Annotated in this window: 17 protein-coding genes; 5 read left to right on the forward strand and 12 right to left on the reverse strand. The window is 54.8% G+C overall.

Annotated elements, in window-relative coordinates; genetic code table 11:
* Positions 1-390: 390 nt before the first annotated feature.
* A complete protein-coding gene (gene gltB / locus ABLU96_RS12180) occupies positions 391-4,851 on the forward strand; it encodes a glutamate synthase large subunit (protein ID WP_074189007.1) in 4,461 nt (1,486 codons plus the stop codon).
* 9 nt (positions 4,852-4,860) lie between these two features.
* Positions 4,861-6,279 carry a glutamate synthase subunit GltD gene (gltD, locus tag ABLU96_RS12185; protein ID WP_004854608.1) on the forward strand — a complete coding sequence of 473 codons (1,419 nt, stop codon included), beginning with the start codon at positions 4,861-4,863 and terminating at the stop codon, positions 6,277-6,279.
* 42 nt (positions 6,280-6,321) lie between these two features.
* Here the strand turns inward: gltD and ABLU96_RS12190 are convergent, their stop codons facing one another.
* The 10 genes from ABLU96_RS12190 to zapE all read right to left on the reverse strand — a co-directional run bounded on the left by ABLU96_RS12190 (position 6,322) and on the right by zapE (position 15,725).
* Entirely contained in the window at positions 6,322-7,017 is a 696-nt protein-coding gene (locus ABLU96_RS12190; RefSeq protein WP_064404327.1) for a DUF1120 domain-containing protein, read from the reverse strand.
* Positions 7,014-7,544, reverse strand: coding sequence for a hypothetical protein (locus ABLU96_RS12195; protein ID WP_064404329.1), 531 nt, complete (start codon positions 7,542-7,544; stop codon positions 7,014-7,016). Before ABLU96_RS12195 ends, ABLU96_RS12190 begins: the two co-directional genes overlap by 4 nt.
* Positions 7,541-9,919 carry a fimbrial biogenesis usher protein gene (locus ABLU96_RS12200; RefSeq protein ID WP_064404331.1) on the reverse strand — a complete coding sequence of 793 codons (2,379 nt, stop codon included), beginning with the start codon at positions 9,917-9,919 and terminating at the stop codon, positions 7,541-7,543. The genes ABLU96_RS12195 and ABLU96_RS12200 overlap by 4 nt, the downstream gene beginning before the upstream one ends.
* A gap of 21 nt (positions 9,920-9,940) precedes the next feature.
* Positions 9,941-10,618, reverse strand: a complete 678-nt coding sequence (locus ABLU96_RS12205) for a fimbria/pilus chaperone family protein (RefSeq protein ID WP_064404333.1) — start codon at positions 10,616-10,618, stop codon at positions 9,941-9,943.
* 102 nt (positions 10,619-10,720) lie between these two features.
* Positions 10,721-11,437, reverse strand: coding sequence for a DUF1120 domain-containing protein (locus ABLU96_RS12210; protein ID WP_064404335.1), 717 nt, complete (start codon positions 11,435-11,437; stop codon positions 10,721-10,723).
* 656 nt (positions 11,438-12,093) lie between these two features.
* Entirely contained in the window at positions 12,094-12,582 is a 489-nt protein-coding gene (gene sspB / locus ABLU96_RS12215; RefSeq protein WP_014226996.1) for a ClpXP protease specificity-enhancing factor, read from the reverse strand.
* 3 nt (positions 12,583-12,585) lie between these two features.
* Positions 12,586-13,224, reverse strand: a complete 639-nt coding sequence (gene sspA, locus ABLU96_RS12220; RefSeq protein WP_014226997.1) for a stringent starvation protein SspA — start codon at positions 13,222-13,224, stop codon at positions 12,586-12,588.
* A gap of 311 nt (positions 13,225-13,535) precedes the next feature.
* Positions 13,536-13,928 carry a 30S ribosomal protein S9 gene (rpsI, locus tag ABLU96_RS12225; protein WP_000829815.1) on the reverse strand — a complete coding sequence of 131 codons (393 nt, stop codon included), beginning with the start codon at positions 13,926-13,928 and terminating at the stop codon, positions 13,536-13,538.
* A 15-nt stretch (positions 13,929-13,943) separates the two neighbouring features.
* Positions 13,944-14,372, reverse strand: a complete 429-nt coding sequence (rplM, locus tag ABLU96_RS12230; protein WP_004106200.1) for a 50S ribosomal protein L13 — start codon at positions 14,370-14,372, stop codon at positions 13,944-13,946.
* Positions 14,373-14,591: 219 nt separating this feature from the next.
* On the reverse strand, positions 14,592-15,725 hold the full coding sequence (zapE, locus tag ABLU96_RS12235) for a cell division protein ZapE (RefSeq protein WP_049079690.1): 1,134 nt from the start codon (positions 15,723-15,725) through the stop codon (positions 14,592-14,594).
* Positions 15,726-15,915: 190 nt separating this feature from the next.
* Between zapE and zapG the strand changes: the two genes are divergently transcribed.
* From zapG to degS, 3 genes are all read left to right on the forward strand, one after another.
* Positions 15,916-16,314 (forward strand): Z-ring associated protein ZapG, encoded by a 399-nt coding sequence (zapG, locus tag ABLU96_RS12240; RefSeq protein WP_004854637.1) that lies wholly within the window; start codon positions 15,916-15,918, stop codon positions 16,312-16,314.
* A 172-nt stretch (positions 16,315-16,486) separates the two neighbouring features.
* The gene (gene degQ, locus ABLU96_RS12245) at positions 16,487-17,854 is read left to right on the forward strand and encodes a serine endoprotease DegQ (RefSeq protein WP_014226999.1); all 1,368 of its coding nucleotides are present in this window, start codon (positions 16,487-16,489) and stop codon (positions 17,852-17,854) included.
* Between the two features lie 86 nt (positions 17,855-17,940).
* Entirely contained in the window at positions 17,941-19,002 is a 1,062-nt protein-coding gene (gene degS / locus ABLU96_RS12250) for an outer membrane-stress sensor serine endopeptidase DegS (RefSeq protein ID WP_009651894.1), read from the forward strand.
* Between the two features lie 27 nt (positions 19,003-19,029).
* Here degS and ABLU96_RS12255 read toward each other — a convergent pair whose 3' ends face one another.
* Entirely contained in the window at positions 19,030-19,731 is a 702-nt protein-coding gene (locus tag ABLU96_RS12255; RefSeq protein ID WP_032751489.1) for a membrane protein associated with oxaloacetate decarboxylase, read from the reverse strand.
* A gap of 194 nt (positions 19,732-19,925) precedes the next feature.
* Positions 19,926-20,110: sodium ion-translocating decarboxylase subunit beta (locus ABLU96_RS12260; protein ID WP_031614686.1), on the reverse strand; the 185-nt coding region annotated here is incomplete at its 5' end.

Here is a 20,110-nt window from a genome sequence, read left to right on the forward strand (position 1 = left end):
CTCGCCGTCGATATAGTGAGACAGATCACACTCAATTATGACGACCGGTACGTTTCCCTGGCATTTAAAATGCCATTATTTTCTTAAAAATCATTAAATTAGGTGTTGTATAGCACATTTTTGTATAAATAAGATTGCCATTTGACGTATGTGTGGATTCCCGATAAGTTGGGAATCCGCTGGAAGCTTTCTGGATGAGTGCTCTGCTCATCATATTTATGCAGTAATTGAGATTCCCTCTTAACAGCAAGTCCTCAAACTTGTGTACCGATGCGAAAAGGATTTAAAGAGGGCGAATGCGAGGTGTAAACCCCGTCGCCATGCTCTTTCTGTGCCCGTGCGCAATCGGTATCGGAGGGTGTCCCGTAGAGCCTGGGGAGGTTCACTGATATGTTGTACGATAAATCCCTTGAGAGGGATAACTGTGGTTTCGGCCTGATCGCCCACATAGAAGGCGAACCTAGCCACAAGGTAGTGCGAACCGCTATACACGCACTGGCCCGAATGCAGCACCGCGGCGCGATTCTTGCCGATGGAAAAACCGGCGACGGTTGTGGCTTGCTGCTACAAAAACCCGATCGTTTCTTCCGAATTGTTGCGGAAGAGCGCGGCTGGCGTTTAGCCAAAAATTATGCCGTTGGGATGCTGTTCCTTAATAAGGATACTGAACTGGCCAAAGCGGCGCGCCGCATCGTCGAAGAAGAACTTCAACGCGAAACGCTGTCTATCGTCGGCTGGCGCGATGTGCCGACCAATGAAGGCGTTCTCGGTGAAATCGCCCTCTCCTCGCTGCCTCGTATTGAACAAATCTTTGTGAACGCCCCGGCTGGCTGGCGTCCGCGCGATATGGAACGCCGTTTATTCATCGCGCGTCGCCGTATCGAAAAGCGTCTGCAGGAAGATAAAGATTTCTACGTTTGCAGCCTGTCGAACCTGGTCAACATTTATAAAGGTCTGTGTATGCCGGCGGATCTGCCGCGCTTCTACCTGGACCTCGCGGACCTGCGCCTGGAGTCGGCAATCTGCCTGTTCCACCAGCGCTTTTCCACCAACACCGTGCCGCGCTGGCCGCTGGCGCAGCCGTTCCGCTATCTGGCGCACAACGGCGAGATCAACACCATCACCGGTAACCGCCAGTGGGCCCGCGCCCGTACCTATAAGTTCCAGACGCCGCTGATCCCGGATCTCCACGACGCCGCGCCGTTCGTCAATGAAACCGGCTCTGACTCCAGCTCGATGGATAACATGCTGGAGCTGCTGCTGGCGGGCGGGATGGACATTATCCGCGCTATGCGCCTGCTGGTTCCGCCAGCCTGGCAGAACAACCCGGACATGGATCCTGAGCTGCGTTCGTTCTTTGACTTTAACTCCATGCATATGGAGCCGTGGGACGGCCCGGCGGGCATCGTGATGTCCGATGGTCGTTTCGCCGCCTGTAACCTCGACCGTAACGGCCTGCGTCCGGCGCGCTATGTGATCACGAAAGATAAGCTCATCACCTGCGCCTCCGAAGTCGGTATCTGGGATTACCAGCCGGATGAAGTGGTTGAAAAAGGCCGCGTCGGCCCGGGCGAGCTGATGGTTATCGATACCCGCGAGGGGCGTATTCTGCACTCCGCGGAAACCGACAACGATCTGAAAAGCCGTCACCCGTATAAAGAGTGGATGGCGAAAAACGTCCGTCGTCTGGTGCCGTTCGAAGAGCTGCCAGATGAAGAAGTCGGTAGCCGCCAGCTGGATGATGATACCCTCGCCAGCTACCAGAAACAGTTCAACTACAGCGCCGAAGAGCTGGACTCCGTCCTGCGCGTACTGGGTGAAAACGGCCAGGAAGCGGTCGGCTCAATGGGCGACGATACCCCATTTGCCGTGCTCTCCAGCCAGCCGCGTATCATTTACGATTACTTCCGCCAGCAGTTCGCGCAGGTGACCAACCCGCCGATCGACCCGCTGCGCGAAGCGCACGTCATGTCGCTGGCCACCAGCATCGGCCGTGAAATGAACGTCTTCTGCGAAGCGGAAGGCCAGGCGCACCGCCTGAGCTTCAAGTCGCCGATTCTGCTGTACTCCGATTTTAAACAGCTGACCACCATGGAAGAGGAGCACTATCGCGCCGACGTCCTGGATATCACTTTTGATGCCACCGAAACCACGCTGGCTGAAACCGTGAAGGCGCTGTGCGATAAAGCCGAACAAATGGTGCGCAGCGGTACCGTTCTGCTGGTGCTCTCTGACCGCAACATCGCCAAAAACCGACTGCCGGTACCGGCTCCGATGGCGGTAGGCGCGATCCAGACCCGACTGGTCGATAAGAGCCTGCGCTGCGATGCCAACATTATTGTCGAAACCGCCAGCGCCCGCGATCCGCACCACTTTGCCGTGCTGCTCGGCTTCGGCGCGACGGCTATCTACCCGTATCTCGCCTATGAAACCCTGGCGAAGCTGGTGGATAACAAAGCCATCGACAAAGCGTACCGCGCGGTGATGCTGAACTATCGTAACGGCATCAACAAAGGTCTGTATAAGATCATGTCGAAGATGGGGATTTCGACCATTGCCTCCTATCGCTGCTCGAAGCTGTTTGAGGCGGTCGGTCTGCATCGCGAAGTGTCCGACCTGTGCTTCCAGGGCGTCGTCAGCCGTATCGGCGGCGCGGGCTTCGAGGATTTCCAGCAGGATCTGTTGAACCTGTCGAAACGCGCCTGGCTGGCGCGTAAACCGCTGGATCAGGGCGGCCTGCTGAAATACGTCCACGGCGGCGAATATCACGCCTATAACCCTGACGTGGTGCGCACGCTGCAACAAGCCGTACAAAGCGGCGAATACAGCGATTACCAGCAGTACGCGAAGCTGGTTAACGAGCGCCCGGCGGCAACGCTGCGCGATCTGCTGTGCGTAACGCCGGACGGAACCACGGTGAACCTGGACGACGTTGAGCCGGCCAGCGAACTGTTCAAACGCTTCGATACCGCGGCGATGTCTATCGGCGCGCTGAGCCCGGAAGCGCACGAAGCGCTGGCGGAAGCAATGAACAGCATCGGCGGTAACTCCAACTCCGGCGAAGGCGGTGAAGACCCGGCACGCTACGGTACCAATAAAGTCTCGCGCATCAAGCAGGTCGCCTCCGGCCGCTTCGGCGTGACCCCGGCTTACCTGGTTAACGCCGACGTTATTCAGATTAAAGTCGCTCAGGGCGCGAAGCCCGGCGAAGGCGGCCAGCTGCCGGGTGATAAAGTCACCCCCTATATCGCCAAGCTGCGCTATTCCGTACCCGGCGTAACGCTGATATCCCCGCCGCCGCACCACGATATTTACTCTATCGAGGATCTGGCTCAGCTGATTTTCGACCTGAAGCAGGTTAACCCGAAAGCGATGATCTCCGTGAAGCTGGTTTCTGAACCGGGCGTCGGGACTATCGCCACCGGCGTAGCCAAAGCCTATGCGGATTTGATCACCATTGCCGGCTACGACGGCGGCACCGGCGCCAGCCCGCTCTCTTCCGTGAAGTATGCGGGTTGTCCGTGGGAACTGGGACTGGTGGAAACCCAGCAGGCGCTGGTTGCCAACGGGCTGCGCCACAAAATTCGTCTGCAGGTGGACGGCGGTCTGAAAACCGGCCTTGATATCATCAAAGCGGCCATCCTCGGGGCTGAGAGCTTCGGCTTCGGTACCGGCCCGATGGTCGCGCTGGGCTGTAAATATCTGCGTATTTGCCACCTGAACAACTGCGCAACCGGCGTAGCGACTCAGGATGACAAACTGCGTAAGAACCACTATCACGGTCTGCCGTTTAAGGTCACCAACTACTTTGAATTCATCGCCCGCGAAACGCGCGAGCTGATGGCGCAGCTGGGCGTGAAGCGTCTGGTGGATCTGATTGGCCGTACCGACCTGCTGAAAGAGCTGGACGGTTTTACCGCCAAACAGCAGAAGCTGGATCTGAGCAAGCTGCTGGAAACCGCGGAGCCGCATCCCGGCAAAGCGCTGTACTGCACAGAGAACAATCCGCCGTTCGACAATGGCGTACTCAATGCTCAGCTGCTGCAGCAGGCAAAACCGTACGTTGACAGCAAGCAGAGCAAAACTTTCTGGTTCGATATCCGCAACACCGACCGCTCCGTTGGCGCATCGCTGTCCGGCTATATCGCCCAGACCCACGGTGACCAGGGCCTGGCAGCCGATCCGATTATCGCCCACTTTAGCGGTACCGCGGGTCAGAGCTTCGGCGTGTGGAATGCCGGCGGCGTTGAGCTGCATCTGACCGGCGACGCGAACGACTATGTGGGTAAAGGGATGGCCGGCGGCCTGCTCGCCATTCGTCCTCCGGTAGGCTCGGCCTTCCGTAGCCATGAGGCCAGCATCATCGGCAACACCTGCCTGTACGGTGCGACCGGCGGTCGTCTGTATGCTGCGGGTCGTGCAGGCGAGCGTTTCGCGGTACGTAACTCCGGTGCGATCACCGTCGTCGAAGGCATTGGCGACAATGGCTGTGAATACATGACCGGCGGTATCGTCTGCGTGCTGGGCAAAACCGGCGTCAACTTTGGCGCAGGCATGACCGGCGGCTTTGGTTACGTTCTGGATGAAGACGGCGACTTCCGCAAACGCGTGAACCCTGAGCTGGTAGAAGTGCTGGACGTTGACTCTCTGGCCATCCATGAAGAGCACCTGCGCGGTTTAATTACCGAGCACGTGCAGCTTACCGGTTCGCAGCGCGGTGAAGAGATTCTGGCTAACTGGCCGGCCTTCTCAGCGAAGTTTGCGCTGGTTAAACCGAAGTCCAGCGATGTTAAAGCACTGTTGGGTCACCGTAGTCGTTCCGCAGCTGAGCTGCGGGTGCAGGCGCAGTAAGGGGTTAAGATGAGTCAGAATGTCTATCAATTTATCGACTTACAGCGAGTTGATCCGCCAAAGAAAGCGCTGAAGATCCGTAAAATTGAATTTGTGGAAATTTACGAGCCGTTTTCAGAAGGCCAGGCTAAAGCGCAGGCAGACCGCTGTCTGTCCTGCGGCAACCCGTACTGCGAATGGAAGTGCCCGGTTCATAACTACATCCCGAACTGGCTGAAGCTGGCCAACGAAGGGCGTATTTTTGAAGCGGCGGAGCTGTCGCATCAGACCAATACCCTACCGGAAGTATGCGGGCGCGTTTGCCCGCAGGACCGCCTGTGCGAAGGTTCCTGCACGCTGAACGATGAGTTCGGCGCGGTAACCATCGGTAACATTGAGCGCTATATCAATGATAAAGCGTTCGAAATGGGCTGGCGTCCTGACCTTAGCGGCGTAAAACAAACCGGTAAAACCGTCGCCATCATCGGCGCGGGCCCGGCGGGCCTGGCGTGCGCCGACGTATTGACCCGTAACGGCGTGAAGGCGGTGGTCTTCGATCGCCATCCGGAGATCGGCGGCCTGCTGACCTTTGGTATTCCGGCCTTTAAGCTGGAGAAAGAGGTGATGACCCGTCGTCGCGAGATCTTTACCGGTATGGGCATCGAGTTCAAACTGAATATCGAAGTGGGCCGCGATGTACAGCTCGACGATCTGCTGAAAGATTACGATGCGGTGTTCCTCGGCGTCGGGACCTATCAGTCTATGCGCGGCGGGCTGGAAAACGAAGACGCCAGCGGGGTCTTTGATGCGCTGCCGTTCCTCATCGCCAATACCAAGCAGATCATGGGCTTTGGTGAAACGGCGGATGAACCGTACGTTAGCATGGAAGGCAAGCGCGTCGTGGTTCTCGGCGGTGGCGACACCGCAATGGACTGCGTGCGCACCTCGATTCGCCAGAACGCCACCCACGTCATCTGCGCCTATCGCCGTGATGAGGAGAACATGCCGGGATCGAAGCGCGAAGTGAAAAACGCGCGTGAAGAAGGCGTGGAATTCCAGTTCAACGTTCAGCCGCTGGGCATTGAAGTGAATGCCAACGGTAAAGTCTGCGGCGTGAAGATGGCGCGTACGGAGATGGGCCAGCCGGATGCGAAAGGCCGCCGCCGCGCGGAAATCGTGGCCGGTTCTGAGCATGTGGTGCCCGCCGATGCCGTGGTGATGGCATTTGGTTTCCGTCCACACAGCATGGAATGGCTGGCGAAGCACAGCGTCGAGCTCGATTCTCAGGGCCGCGTGATTGCGCCGGAAGGTAGCGACAACGCCTTCCAGACCAGCAACCCGAAAATCTTCGCCGGTGGCGATATCGTTCGCGGCTCTGACCTGGTGGTCACCGCGATTGCCGAAGGCCGTAAGGCGGCTGACGGCATCCTGAACTACCTGGAAGTGTAACGTAAAAAGCTTGCGGGCTCCGGAGCCCGCAAGCTTATTCATTCAGAGATAGACAATACTGATTACCGCCTCGCCGTCCAACGTCACCTTTTGCCCGCCCCTGAGATGGCTTCCCACCGATGCGCTTATCTGCAGAGGCACCGTTGCCGCCGTGATTGGCTGCGGCACCGAAGACCCTTTTTTAACAAAGGTATAGAAATAGTCCTGCCCCGTTGGGAGCGGTAAAAGTGAGGACACTTCCCACGGTCCCTCTTTGCTGGCCGATCCGGCAATATCAACGGCAACTTTTTTATCGTCAATCGCGATCGTATTGGCGGAATCGATTTGCATCGCATAGCTGCCAATAGGTTTATTTTCCATCGCCATACCCAGACCAAAAAGCCGTGATTTATCGCTTATGTATCCGCCGCCATTGACGTGAAACAGCACCCCCTCATGGCCGTGGGTATCTTTTCCCGTGATAGCGGAACTGGATCGCGCATCTCTCGCCGTAATAGCGATCCCGGTGGAGGATTCGCAGGTAATCGTTAAGGTAATGTCCCGCACGCCTAGCTGGGTAAACGCGGACGTTGATAGCGACCCGACATGCCGCTCACCGAAATCGACGATGCCGTTATGGCTCAGCGTTGGCGTGCACGCCGCCGCTTCTGCGGTCACGGTAAAATCAATACTAAGGTTGTCGCCGGCGTGAAGGATCGGACTGACTAAAAGCGCAAATAAAACAAAGGGGTACCTCATGGAGTTACCACCCTGATCTGCAGATTCCCGCGGTATGTTACGCGATCCGTAATCGCCTGGATCTCCATCATCGAAGCCACGTTCAGAACCACAGAGAGCTGACTGACTTCAATCTCTTCCCCCTGTACAAATGCGATCCCTTGATTGAGAACAATGCGGGATCGCTTTGCTGCTTCCGCCGTAATCGGTGCCCCGGCGCTCCGTACAGGGACCAGCATCACGTCGCGATCGTCAGCCACCGCTTGCCCGGCGGTAATATTCATTTCCCCACGATTGCCAAGTGCGAACCTGCCGTTTTGCGAATAGGCGCTGTCGAAGAAAAGCCGAATACGTTGTGGCTTATCACAATGTACATACAGGACGAACTGCTTATCCGGAAGTGCCACAGGCTTATCTCCCGCCTGCTGGCGCTCTGCAGGGCGAACGGGCAGATAGTCCACCGAACGCTGCGTGCTATTTAATTCGCATTCGGCCAGAAGGGCGCCGGAAAACGCCAGCAGGCTAAGGCCCAGCCATAGACGAATCATTGACATACCCCGCTGGCATTTTCATAGAACGCATCTGCGTCTGGCGCTTCAGGCAGCGTTAGCGAGATGCGGCAACTTCCCTTTTCCAGTTTCGCCACCAATGTTTGTCTCCCTGTGAGGTTGTTCAAAAAAAGCACGCCGTCATCGACGGAAGTCGTTAAGTAATTGCCCGCTGAATCCGTTACGGCGACCCCCTTCGGCAGCGGCTCACCGTTCCCCATCGTGACATCCAGCAGCACCCGGCGCTCCGTGATGGTAGAAAAGCGGATTTTGCCTACGGCCCCTCTGCCTTGCTTGAGCATTCTGAGCCCATTGCCAATATCCATATTCTTTGGCAAAGTCGCGGTGTTGATTTCAACGGCTGCATCTCGCCAGGCCGAAACGGAAGGGATGACTGCCTGACCGCTGAAGTCAGTCCACACCGGCCCCTGCGATGTCTCGATGCGCACTCCGGAAACCGGCTTATCCAGGCTGGCAATGGCAAAGGTGTCGCGAATCGCCCACGGTGTAAAAGTCACACCATGGCGGTGGGCGGCCATTCCCCCGCGCAGCGTTCCGGAGTAGCTATGGCTCTGCGAACCGTTGGTACTCGCATTCATGCTTAGCTGCGTGTAATGCAGATTCTGATTTATCCCGCCGCTGAAGCTGTTCCGACTCTCGGTCTGGTCACGTTCGGCGCCGAGGGTATAACTGGTATCATCGCTGATAGTGCCCGTTACCGAGGTACCGAATCTCTTCCGCCCTTTTTCACTGCGCGCGTAAGCGTTGACCGAATGCCGCTGGAAGGGAATATTCAGGTTCAGGTAAAAAAGATTATCATTGCTTTGCTCGATACTTCCGCCGCTGAGCTGGCGCTGCCAGCTTGCCGATACGGAAAATGCGCGAAAACTCTTTCCCCAGTTAAGCGTCGCGTAGCGAGAATTATTATGGCTATCGAACCCTGTTACATCATAGAAGCTGGCGCTCATCATACCTATAACAGGGTGTCCCCAACTCGCACCCAAGGAGTACTCCATTTTATTGGTGGCGCTAAAACTCTTATCAATGGCCTGAGAAAACTCACGATACTTTTCAGAGTACTTGCTCAACGAAGCATTCAGCCCAAAACCGGACTGTGTTGCATAAGATGTCGATAGATTATACTTCTGGCCCTGCTGCGCATTATTGCGATCGAACGCCTGGTTAATCTGAAGAGAAAGCGAAATTTCCTGTGGCAATATGGAATCAACGCGTATTCCTAAGGCCTGGTAGTTCTGGGCAACGATCGCGCCGCTAGTTAAATTATGCCTGGCGTTGAGCTTCCAGCCGCCAGCCAGGCTGGCTACCCAGGGCTGCTGGCTATATGCATCGCTAACCCGGCCTAATGAAAATTGATATCCGCCCGCAGGCCCCAGCCCGGAGCGATACAACGAGGCTGGAACCACCTGGCTATGCTGGCTGCCATCGGTCTCAAAAACGGCCACCGTCAGATCGCTGGTAGCGTTGCGCAGGGGGATATCCGTTAAGGTAAAGGGACCGGCAGGCACTAAAGTGGAATACACCATAATCCCTTGCTGGCGGATCTCAACCCGCGCCTGCGGGGTATTGGCGATCCCTGTTACCAGCACGCTGCTCCCGGCATCGTTAAGGGCACTCTCCGGCATAAAGGAGATGCCATACAGCTCGGTGCCGTCGAGTAAAGGGTTATTCATGCCTATTTCACCAGCCTTGACGGTGCTCTTTATCTGCGTAAAGGTGCGCTGCAGGTAGGTCTGCGAATTTTCGCTGTTAAACTGATTATTCGCACGGCTTAATAGCTGATGGCTACGCAGCAGCCAGGTATTCACGTTTAGACCGCCATCCAGCATCAGCTGCGAATACTCGGAATGACCGCCGTTATAATCATTGCGCGAAGCGAAAAAGGTGTAATTCAGCACCCCAGCCGTACCGCTCGTGTCGTATCCGCTGAGGTCGGTACTTTGGCTGACTAACTGCTCCTGCGGTAATATCAGATCGATTCGCCCTTTTCCGGGCGACGCTTTTAGGATCGTTTCAGGATGGGCATGTAAATAGTCATAGCAGCCCTCGCTATCGATCCCCGATTGGCGAATACCGGCCTGTTCCATAAACGCTTTATCGAAACACAGCTGGCCGTCATCATCAAAGTGGGTGACGATATTTCCCTTATCCTTGCCGTTAACGCCCAGCATAACCGAGGTCGCTCCTGGCAGGAATTTGGCTTCTGAGGAGAAATAATGCGCAATTTGCGGGTCGATACCCAAAGACGTTAAGGTTTCACTATCAAATTCTATCGCGCTCTTTTTGGCCTCTTCAGCTACCGCCAGTTGAGCGCTTCCCAACCCGATAAGACAGGCCAACAGCTTTTTCCTGAGCATTCCGTCCATCCTTGAACATAGTCACTGCAACGAGGTGATATAGCGCTCTCCTTTATATCCATAGCGGCTTGCCGGGTAAAACTCGACCTTCGTATCCGCTCCCGCTTTAGCAGGTAATTTTACGCTGACGCTGGTATGCGGCAGGAGATACGTTTTCGATAAATCGCCGGGAGAACCGGAAGGCAAAGTATTAAACATGGCCGTCATCCTGACGACATAGTCACTTGGATTACTGATCTCCAGCTGTCCGTCCTTTTTGCGCCAGACCAGATGCTTCCACGGTGCGGGCTCCTCCGCCAGGCCAGCCGGATGGATAATGACCGGTAAATCCTGACGAATTGTGACCGTTGTTTTCAGTTTTCCCTTTTCCTTCGGCGGAATTCCTTCAAAGGTGACCCGTTTAAACTCTTCATGCTGCAGCGGTTTAGAGGTTTGCAGTATAAAGCGGATCTTTTGCGTGTCCCCTTGCTCTACGCGTACTACCGGCTGTGTAACAATTAAGCGGATAGATTTATCGCTACCGGCTAAATCAACCACTTTGGTATAGAGCAGGGACGGATGCGGATCGGAATTGGTGAGGTTCATCGACACCTCACCTTTTTGTTCATCAACGAGTAAAACAGATGTCTCAGGCACCATGCCGCTAGCATAGGCCCGGGTCGTCAATATCAATAACGACAACAGCAGCGTTTTTTTCATATTAGTGGTGTTTATTAAAATGAAATGGAGCTTATTAACAGGCCCAATAAATTTTATGAATATATTTATTGGGCCCAATTTCAGAAGAACAGAATATAAATATTAAAGATAAACAAGGCTCAGCGTGGCATTACCATCCAGCTCAATTTTCGCTCCAGAACCCAAAATACTATTATCCTGAACGGCAGAAACAATATCCAGCGGCATAACTAAATCTTTAAACAGCATTGGGGTGGTTTTGCCGATTTCAGCGACGGTAACGATACGGGTACTATCAGGATAATATAACCCGCCACCGTTCGCACTCCTCCATCCGGAACCTGCTATATCCGTATCTTTCACTATCATATCCACTGCTGCGCCATCGGCGGTTGATCCCCCCTTCGTTGCCGTAACGGTGTAAGCACCAATGTTCACGTTGTTAACTGTGCCGAGGCCAAATACTGCATTACTGTTCGACATATTCTGACCCGGTACATAGTCTGCAATATAGGCCGAATTTGAAAGCGTGACTTTAGAACTCGCACGGTTATCCTGCGCAATAATACCTACGCTGGTCGCCGCATCGCAGCTTACCGTTAAAGTAATGTTTTTTTTACCCAGCTGAACTAAAGAATTATCGCTACTTGTCTTCTCAAGAACTGAGTTGCTCATGGAGCCATAATCAACGATGCCACTATTGCTTAGTTCCGGAGTACATGCTCCCGGAGTAAAGGTTCCTTTTACCGTAAGATTGGCATCCGTGGCGGCATTGGCGCCCGCAGCAGAAACAATAGCAGCGCAAACGCACAGCGCAGAAAGCGACTTTTTAGAGAACATATCAATTTTCCTTAATGTATAGTACGACCGATATCAGTTAAAATATCGGCATATCCTTTATCCAATTAAATCATTATCACTAATCATCCCGGCAATAGTTATCGAGAAAAGAATTAGTTATTGGAAGTAATGATGAAAGAGCCCCCTTTCACCGCCGGCTAATCTACTTAATTGAACGACTAATCTCAAGAAAAAATAACCACAAAATTTTAAAAACCAAAACTTTCAATATTTACAAGGAGATAGCAAAAAACTGCAGGTAAGTTAAATAAAACACAGGTCAGTTAATTAATCTGTTCTTTATAAATAAACAGCATCAATAGTAAAATACTAATACATATCTATCATAGAAGCACCTTAATTAAATTCAAAAAAATGAACCCAGAGAAATATGAATTCATATTCACATTTCATCTAAGATACCCTATCTCCTGTGCTGGATGACCATAGGGCACAGCAAAATAATCTGTGCAGGCCCAGCCCGCCGCAGAAACACACTTTGCCCTGAAGGAGAAGAGAGTCGACGCTAGCAGTAAAGTTATAAAATTAAAAAAGCGAAGCATGTTTATGGCATGCTTCGCTCGGGATAGGGAATGCTGTCTGAATCACATATGAATTCATATAAGAATCAGGCCCCGCAGGGCCTGTTATTGATATTACTTCACTACGCGCAGCGCCGGACGCCCGCCGCGAGGAGGCGGCGTATCGTCGGGATCGTCGTCGTGATTATCCGGCTTATCGCCATCGATCACCGACATGACCGTTTCGCTGTCAGGCAGCTCTTCGTCATCGTTCAGGCTAGTGACATCTTCATCATAAGCCGCTTCTGGTTCGAACATGGTTCCCGCACCATTCTCGCGCGCGTAAACCGCCAGCACGGCCGCCATCGGCACGGAGACATTGCGCGGCACGCCACCAAAGCGCGCGTTAAAACGCACTTCGTCGTTGGCCAGCTCGAGGTTACCGACAGCACGTGGGGCAATATTGAGAACAATTTGCCCATCGCGAGCGTACTCCATCGGGACCATTACGCCCGGCAGAGTGACGTCAACGACCAGATGCGGAGTCAGCTGGTTATCCAGCAGCCACTCATAGAACGCTCGTAACAGGTACGGGCGACGCGGCGTCAGCTGTGATACATCCATCATTTAGCCCCGACCGAGACGCATTTCACGTTCGGCTTCAGTTAAAGAAGCGAGGAAAGAGTCGCGCTCAAACACGCGAGTCATATAGCCTTTAAGCTCTTTCGCGCCAGCACCGACCAGCTCTACGCCGAGAACCGGCAGACGCCACAGCAGCGGTGCCAGGTAGCAGTCTACCAGGCTGAACTCATCGCTCAGGAAGTAGGGCTTCTGGGTGAATACTGGCGCAATCGCCTGCAGTTCTTCACGCAGCTGCTTACGCGCAGTATCAGCCTGCGCAGCGGTACCGGTCTGAATGGTATTCATCAACGAATACCAGTCCTTTTCGATACGGTGCATGTACAGACGGCTTTCCCCACGCGCCACCGGATAAACCGGCATTAGCGGCGGATGCGGGAAACGCTCATCCAGGTATTCCATAATGATGCGAGATTCCCACAGAGTGAGCTCACGATCCACAAGCGTCGGTACGCTTTGATTCGGGTTGAGGTCAATCAGATCCTGAGGCGGGTTGTCCTTCTCCACGTGCTCTATCTCAAAACTAACACCTTTTTCGGCCAGCACGATGCGGACCTGATGGCTATAGATGTCAGTAGGACCAGAAAACAGCGTCATTACCGAACGTTTGTTGGCAGCGACAGCCATGAAAACCTCCAGGTATATTCAGAATTTTTGTACTGCTGCCGACCACGCATGGCCAGCCAGATGTAAAAACCCCATTTGCGTGACTTCATTTCGTTCGTCATCCAAACAAAAAATGAACAATCACCTGCATTTGGGCAGAAAATTGGATGATAGTTTACCAGATTTTGAAGACGTTGTGGTGAGGGGATTCTGGAAATGCTGAAAAAGTGGTAATAATGGGGCGTTTGTAGAGGGAAAATGGCAAATTTATCCATAAAAAAACCCGCCGAAGCGGGTTTTTTCGCAAATTGTTCTGCGTGAGCAGAAAACAATTAACGTTTGGAGAACTGCGGACGACGACGTGCTTTACGCAGGCCGACTTTCTTACGTTCAACCTGACGAGCATCACGAGTAACGAAGCCAGCTTTACGCAGTTCGCCACGCAGGGACTCATCGTACTCCATCAGAGCGCGGGTGATACCGTGACGGATCGCACCAGCCTGACCAGAGATACCACCACCTTTAACGGTGATGTACAGATCTAATTTCTCAACCATGTCGACCAGTTCCAGCGGCTGACGAACTACCATGCGGGCAGTTTCACGACCGAAGTACTGTTCCAGAGAACGCTGGTTGATAACGATTTTACCGTTGCCCGGTTTGATGAAAACGCGAGCTGCGGAACTTTTGCGGCGACCGGTGCCGTAGTATTGATTTTCAGCCATTGCCTATAATCCCGATTAGATGTCAAGAACTTGCGGTTGCTGTGCCGCGTGGTTGTGCTCGTTACCCGCGTAAACTTTCAGCTTACGGTACATAGCACGACCCAGCGGGCCTTTTGGCAGCATGCCTTTAACCGCGATTTCAATCACACGCTCAGGACGGCGGGCAATCATCTCTTCAAAGGTCGCTTCTTTGATACCACCGATGTGGCCGGTGTGGTGGTAGTACATTTTGTCTTCGCGCTTGTTGCCGGTTACAGCAACTTTTTCTGCGTTCAGAACGATGATGTAATCACCGGTATCAACGTGCGGAGTGTATTCCGCTTTATGCTTGCCGCGCAGGCGCAGAGCCAGTTCGGAAGCCAGACGGCCCAGAGTTTTACCGGTCGCGTCAACAACATACCAGTCGCGTTTTACGGTTTCTGGTTTAGCTGTAAAAGTTTTCATTAAAAGCTTACCCAAATAAATAAGTTACACGTTGGTGAACACCCAAACGTTTAGTCAGTTGAGGTTCACACGACATTGTCCAGCAAACCTACCCCTTCGAATAGCCTATGCCGGCACATAGAAAGTTTTGGGAAAAAAACCTTCTCGTAACGTGGGGTCGCAAGATTATAGAGAAGTCGGGGTCAAAGATCGACCCCTTTATGTGATTTGTCCCCGGTTTTACCCCGCCAGGTGTTCCCGCTTCAGATACTCCTCACTTTGCATCTCCTGCAGGCGCGATAAACAGCGCTGGAACTCGAATTTTAATCTCTCGCCCTGATAGATCTCATACAGCGGTACCGCCGCGCTGACCACCAGCTTGACGTGGCGCTCATAGAACTCATCGACCAGGGCGATAAAGCGCCGCGCCTCGCTCTCCATCAGCCCGGTCATCACCGGCACATCAAAGAGCATCACGGTATGAAACAGACGCGAGAGCGCAATATAGTCGTGCTGGCTACGCGCATCCACGCACAGCGTGGCGAAGGAAGCCGCCAGCGTCTGGTTCTCAACGCCCAGCGTCGGCAGCGGGCGATGGTTGATCTCCAGCGTTGGCATCTGCTCGCGCTTCGCCCCCGCTAGCGCCAGCCACAGTTTATCCATCTGCTGCTGCGTCTCAGCGTTCAGCGGCGACAGCCACAAATGCGCCTGGGTTAGCGTGCGCAGGCGGTAATCAATACCGGCGTCGACGTTCATCACATCGCAATGCTGTTTAATGGCGTCGATGGCGGGCAGGAAACGAGCGCGCTGAAGGCCGTTGCGGTACAGCTCGTCAGGCGGAATATTCGACGTCGCCACCAGGGTTATGCCGCGGGCAAACAGCGCTTTCATCAGGCCGCCCAGCAGCATTGCATCGGTAATATCAGAAACGAAAAACTCATCGAAGCAGAGCACATCGGTTTCAGCTTTAAAGCGATCCGCGACGATTTCCAGCGGATCGCTGTGCCCCTGCAGCGACGTTAACTCTTCATGAACCCGCAGCATAAAGCGATGAAAGTGCAGACGTTGTTTACGTTCTCCCGGCAAACTTTGATAGAACAGATCCATCAACCAGGTTTTTCCTCTGCCGACGCCGCCCCACATATAGAGGCCGCGAACGGCAGCCGTTTCGGCAACGGGTTCGCGCTTGCCCAGCAGTTTGCCGAATTTGGCCCGCAGACCGCCGCCGGTTTGCGGCGCGGCCGAAGGTTTATTCTGCAGTTCTTGATAAATCGTATCGAGGCGGCTGACCGCTTCTCGCTGGACGTCGTCAGGTTGATGGCTCCCCTCCTTGAGAGAGGAAAGGTAACGCGATGTTGGGGACAGGCTTTGCATGATCTAATTGTTATTCCTTGAAAACCGTAATGCCGTAGCTCACGATTGACGAAAAAAAGGCCGCTCTACACTACGTGATGATACGCCAGGATTCCACTTCTGTGGAATTAGCGGTTATAGTGGCACTATCGGGCGCAGGCGGAGAGCCTCACAGCCACCCTACGGAACCACAAAACAACGGGAGATGTTCATGACCTGGGAATACGCGCTAATTGGGCTAGTTGTCGGCATCATTATCGGCGCCGTCGCGATGCGTTTTGGCAATCGCAAATTACGCCAACAGCAGGCGCTGCAGTTCGAACTGGAAAAGAATAAAGCAGAGCTGGAAGAGTACCGCGAAGAGCTGGTGAGCCATTTTGCCCGGAGCGCAGAGCTGCTGGATAACATGGCGCATGATTACCGCCAGCTGTATCAGCATATGGCGAAAAGCTCCAACAACCTGCTGCCGGACAGCATGGCGGACGCCAACCCGTTCCGCAATCGTCTGGAAGAGTCCGAAGCGGGCAACGATCAGGCTCCGGTCCAGATGCCGCGCGACTACTCTGAAGGCGCATCCGGTCTGCTGCGCGGCGGCGTAAAGCGCGACTAAACCGGCAACGACAGTAAAAATATTTTCCGGGCGCCCCCTCTGCGCCCGTTTCCACCTTCCATCCCAGCTACAATTTAACGATTGCCCACGTTGTTACCGGGTCGAAAATTCAATAACATCAGGCCATTCGGGACGTTTACCATACACCTTAGGTTACGAGAGCCAGCAACTAATGAATAAACCGACTTTGCTGTTGAGTGCGTTAGCGTTAAGCATTGGGTTGTCGTTGTCCGCCTTACCTCCGGCAGCAGCGTCTTTACCGACACAGGTTCCCGGCCAGGGCGCGTTGCCAAGCCTCGCGCCGATGCTGGAGAAAGTGTTGCCGGCGGTAGTGAGCGTACAGGTTGAGGGTACCGCGTCACCCGCGCAAAATATGCCGGAAGAGCTGAAGAAGTACTTTGGCGACAACGCGCCGCAAGAGCAGGCGCAGCCTTTTGAAGGCCTGGGCTCAGGGGTCATTATTGACGCTGCAAAAGGCTACGTGCTGACCAATAATCACGTCATTAATCAGGCCCAGAAAATCAGCGTCCAGCTCAACGACGGGCGTGAGTTCGATGCCAAACTGGTCGGCAGCGACGAGCAGAGCGATATCGCCCTGCTGCAGTTGCAAAAACCCAGCAACCTGACGCAAATCGCGATCGCCGACTCAGATAAACTGCGGGTGGGCGACTTCGCCGTCGCCGTCGGTAACCCGTTTGGCCTGGGCCAGACCGCCACTTCAGGGATTATTTCAGCCCTTGGCCGCAGCGGCCTGAACCTTGAGGGGCTGGAGAACTTTATCCAGACTGATGCCTCAATCAACCGCGGCAACTCCGGCGGCGCGCTGCTGAACCTCAACGGCGAGCTGATTGGTATCAATACCGCTATTCTGGCCCCGGGCGGCGGCAGCGTCGGCATTGGCTTCGCGATCCCCAGCAATATGGCGAAAATCCTCTCCCAGCAGCTTATTCAGTTTGGTGAAATCAAACGCGGCCTGCTGGGTATTAAAGGTATGGAAATGAGCGCGGATATCGCCAAAGCGATGAACCTTGACGTCCAGCGCGGCGCGTTCGTCAGCGAGGTCCTGCCAAACTCCGGATCGGCCAAAGCGGGAATTAAATCTGGCGACGTTATCGTCAGCCTCAACGGTAAACCGCTCAATAGCTTCGCCGAACTGCGTTCACGCATCGCCACGACCGAGCCGGGCACCAAAGTGAAGCTAGGACTCTTGCGCGAAGGAAAACCCGTTGAAGTGGAAGTCACTCTGGACAAGAGCACCTCTTCTTCCGCCAGCGCCGAGCTTATCGCACCGGCCCTGCAGGGCGCATCGTTAAGCGACGGTCAGATGAAAGACGGAACCAAAGGCATCGTCATTGATAATGTCGATAAAGGCAGCCCGGCCGCGCAGGCGGGCCTGCATAAAGACGATATCATTATTGGCCTCAACCGCGAGCGCGTGCGCTCCATTGCCGAACTGCGCAAAGTGCTCGAAAGCAAACCGACGGTGATTGCGCTGAACGTCATTCGCGGCAGCGAAAGCATCTATCTGCTGCTGCGTTAACTCGCCTTCCGGGCATCGCGTGCAGTGCGATGTCCGGACAAGACGTGTTATGCTGCGCCTGTCTATCCATCAACGATATCTGCATCATGCCTGGAAAGTTTTTACGTTCGATACTTATCGGTTTGATTGTCGGCGGCCTGCTGCTGGCCGTTATGCCTTCGCTGCGCCAGTGGCAGCTTTCGCCGACCACGCAGTACGATAGCGCGGATGAATCCCCCGCCAGCTATAATTCCGCCGTTCGCCGCGCCGCCCCAGCGGTCGTGAACGTCTATAACCGCGCCCTCAACAGCACCAGCCATAACCAGCTAACGCTCGGTTCCGGCGTGATCATGGATCAGCGCGGCTATATCCTGACCAATAAGCACGTTATCAACGATGCCGACCAGATTATTGTTGCTCTGCAGGATGGACGGGTCTTTGAAGCACTGCTGGTCGGCTCCGATACCCTCACCGATCTGGCGGTATTAAAAATCAACGCCAGCGGCGGCCTGCCGGTCATTCCGATTAATCCGAAACGCGTGCCGCATATCGGTGACGTCGTGCTGGCGATTGGCAACCCGTACAACCTCGGGCAAACCATTACCCAGGGCATTATCAGCGCCACCGGCCGTATCGGCCTGAACCCCACCGGGCGCCAGAACTTCCTGCAGACCGACGCGTCGATCAACCACGGTAACTCAGGCGGCGCGCTGGTGAACTCGCTGGGCGAGCTTATGGGTATCAACACCCTGTCATTTGATAAAAGCAACGACGGCGAAACGCCGGAGGGCATCGGCTTTGCGATCCCCTTCCAGCTGGCAACCAAGATTATGGATAAGCTGATCCGCGATGGCCGCGTGATTCGCGGCTATATAGGGATCAGCGGCCGCGAAATTGCGCCGATGCATGCGCAGGGCGGCGGCGGTATCGATCAGCTGCAGGGGATTGTGGTGAATGATGTAGCGCCGGAAGGCCCGGCCGCCCAGGCGGGTATCCGCGCCAACGACGTGATTATTTCCGTTAACGACAAGCCCGCCGTTTCCGCCCTCGAAACCATGGATCAGGTCGCAGAGATTCGTCCGGGTTCGGAAATTCCGGTGGTGATTATGCGCGACGATAAAAAAATCACGCTGCATATCGCCGTACAGGAATATCCGGCAACCAATTAACAGGCTCCCCCGCAGGGGGAGCACCTTTCAATCAGCAAATAGCGGCCCGGCCGGGAATGTCGCCAGAAACCCGGTTATGGCCAGCAGCGACCGCAGGTCAGGCCACGCAAACTGGCGCTCCCGCAGCTCGTCATCCAGCGTCATGAGCGCAAACTCGCCTTTATCCCCCAGAACGCCGCCCTGCCAGAGCAACCGTTGAGCCTGCTGCCGGGCCCAGGGGGAATCGCTCTTCCAGGCCAGCAGGTGCAGCAGCGCCTGCTGCAGACAGATGCCAGAAGGATGCTTATCCCGCAGCAGCCGCCGGTAAACCGGCAGCGATATGCTGCGTACGGTATAAAAACCGCTGCGGGTTTCGGCATCAGCATCCGCCACGCTGGCGCAATACTGACCGGCCAGATCGCATAGACGATTGTGCGTCAGCGGCTGGCCCAGGGCGTTCAGGCGACCCGCTGCGGCACACAGCAGCCCACTTCTTTGCATCCACGGCGTGGAGTCCCGAAATACCGTATCAGGTAGCGCCGGTTCTGTTTCAGCTGCTTTATTTTGCGTACCCGCCTCATAGCAATGGACAAAAAAATCATGGCCTCCGCGGGCAACTGATGGTTGCGCTAACAGGTTAAGCGCGGGCTGCAGTTGTTCAACTTCATCTACTGATGCCAGCATGTAATCGATAATGACATCTTTTGTCGATGCCCTGCTTTCGGGGCGTAATGTTATGGTTTCATTCATCAAAGCCTCCTTATAGGAAATCTCCCGGTGGCGCTGCGCTGACCGGGCTACGGATTCACCACCGTCTGCGGCTCCCGCCTCCGGGATATTTCCCGGGTCGCGGCTGACGCCTTACCCGGGCTACGGGTTTACAGCCGTCTGCGATCCGGTAGCCCGGACAGGCGCAGCGCGCCGCCTCCGGGAAAGGTAACGATTTACATCGCCAGCACGTACTTGAGCATCACCCCGGCAGCAATCGCCGAGCCAATCACCCCCGCCACGTTCGGGCCCATCGCGTGCATCAGCAGGAAGTTCTGCGCGTCCGACTCCAGACCCACTTTGTTTGACACCCTGGCCGCCATCGGCACCGCCGACACCCCGGCCGAGCCAATCAGCGGGT

The sequence above is a fragment of the Klebsiella sp. CN_Kp106 genome, from assembly GCF_040064575.1.
Taxonomy (GTDB): Bacteria; Pseudomonadota; Gammaproteobacteria; order Enterobacterales; family Enterobacteriaceae; genus Klebsiella; species Klebsiella michiganensis.